Here is a 1,926-nt window from a genome sequence, read left to right as displayed (position 1 = left end):
CTGATTCCATCAATTTGTTGCGCTGTAAACCAGATTGATTCGAGAAACGAAGATTCATGTCATAGTGTACCACCTGATTGGCAGGCCAGACATGCAGGACAACCAGCCAGAAGAAACGCCCTCAAAACCATTCCTGGGTTTGCAAAGAGAGGACCAGTATTTTCTGGGCTTACTTGTCATTGCGATCCTGATCCTCGCTGTCATCTATCTCGGGCGTCTTTCCCGCTGGGGCACCGAACCGATCGAAATCAACAGGCAAAACCCGTTACCCTACGAATACCAGATCGATATCAATCAGGCCACCTGGGTTGAGTTCGCTCAACTGAAACAGATCGGACCGGTCCTGGGGAAAAAAATTGTCGCGCACCGCGAAACTCACGGCCCGTTCCTCTCGATAGAAGATTTATTACAGGTCAAAGGCATCGGCCCCCGAAAACTGAATGAAAACCGCATCTATTTCAAACCGATTCCCACTGACTCCCATTAACGATGCAGACGATCAAGTCTGCCCCTTTGATTCTGCACGTCCGATTAATCAACTCCATTTTTAGAATAAAACCCGCCAGATTCCCAATTCTTTTGCCCTCCTGGAGCTGAAGTCTGTTGATTCCTCGCTCATTTCCGGGTTGAATAGGCATTCCCAATAATACAACTGATCTGGCAATGCTGACTGATCGACCCCGAAATAGCGTTTCAACCAAAGGGTTTACTACTTATGGCAGGTTTTGACCACGGCCCCAACGAGCCTGGCGAGCAGGAAAACGTCGAGACGATTTCCCGGAACACTCGCCTGGGGCTCAAGCTGTTCACTGTTTATCTGGCCCTGTATGGCGGCTTCGTTTTTCTCAACACCTTCGCCCCTGCAAAAATGGAAGTGGTTGTTTTTGCGGGACTGAATCTGGCGATCACATACGGATTTGCTCTGATCATTGCCGCGTTTGTACTGGCGCTGATTTATGGCTGGCTGTGCCGGAATGACATGGCGTCCTCCTCTCCGAAAAAGAAAGAGGCAGCGCAATGATCTACGAACCATCCTTCATGGCAGTCCTGATCTTCGGCGGAATTGTGGCAATCACACTGGGGCTCAGTTTCTGGCTGGGTGCCAAAGCAAAATCATCTCAAGGGTACTTCGCCGCCGGCGGAGGTATCCACTGGTTTGTCAACGGCGTCGCTTTTGCCGGCGACTATTTATCTGCCGCCTCCTTCCTGGGTATCTGCGGCATGATTGCCTTTTATGGATACGACGGATTCCTGTACTCCATCGGTTATCTGGCCGGCTGGATTGTGGCTTTGTTTGTGATTGCCGAACCGCTCAAACGCATGGGACGCTACACTTTCGCCGATGCGCTGGACAGCAAATTCCAATCGCGGGGTATCAAACTGGCCGCAGCCATCAGCACACTCGCCGTCAGTATCTTTTATCTCATCCCGCAAATGGTGGGAGCCGGTGCGTTAATCACCCCCTTACTCGGATTCCCCCATTATGTCGGCGTGCTCATGGTGGGAACCATTGTGATTATTATTGTCGTCACGGCAGGCATGGTCAGTACCACTTATGTGCAATTCCTGAAAGGTTCGCTGCTGGTCATCTTCAGTACGATTCTGACCGTCCTGATTCTGCAAAGAGGCCTCACGACGGACCCCGTTAATAATGGTCAGCCGACGCATCAGTTCAGAATTATTGGCCCTGCGGCTGCCGATAATATCGAAAACTGGAGATCCGAACTCGACCTGAATGAACAGGATTCGCTCATACCCCTCACTCAGGGAGGGTGGGCGAAAAAAGGTTATCTGCAACTGACCAGAGCCGACAAAACATCCTACTGGAAACTGACCGAAAATCCGGACAAGCAGTTTTTCCTGTCGGAAACGCAATTTAAACTCAAACAAAAAAACGGTTCCCTCATCGTCAACGGGCTACCCTAC

The 1,926-nt window shown here is 50.6% G+C and carries 2 protein-coding genes and 1 pseudogene; all 3 read left to right on the top strand.

The window, feature by feature from the left end:
- The first annotated feature begins 64 nt into the window (after positions 1–64).
- Positions 65–487: a helix-hairpin-helix domain-containing protein gene (locus Q0294_RS16110; RefSeq protein WP_299467494.1), complete on the top strand. Its 423-nt coding sequence runs from the start codon at positions 65–67 to the stop codon at positions 485–487.
- 228 nt (positions 488–715) lie between these two features.
- Positions 716–1,021, top strand: a complete 306-nt coding sequence (locus Q0294_RS16105; protein WP_299467492.1) for a DUF485 domain-containing protein — start codon at positions 716–718, stop codon at positions 1,019–1,021.
- A pseudogene (locus Q0294_RS16100) lies at positions 1,018–1,926 on the top strand (cation acetate symporter); the annotation flags it as partial. The gene Q0294_RS16105 and the pseudogene Q0294_RS16100, both read left to right, overlap by 4 nt.

Origin of the sequence: uncultured Gimesia sp., from assembly GCF_937919775.1 — a bacterium.
Classification (GTDB): Bacteria; Planctomycetota; Planctomycetia; order Planctomycetales; family Planctomycetaceae; genus Gimesia.
The sequence above is the reverse complement of the archived record's forward strand: the minus strand, read 5'-3'. Positions and strand labels throughout refer to the sequence as shown.

Excerpts from the sequence above, each read along its gene's own strand:
- Q0294_RS16105 (WP_299467492.1), top strand. The coding sequence starts at position 716 with ATGGCAGGTTTTGACCACGGCCCCAACGAGCCTGGCGAGCAGGAAAAC.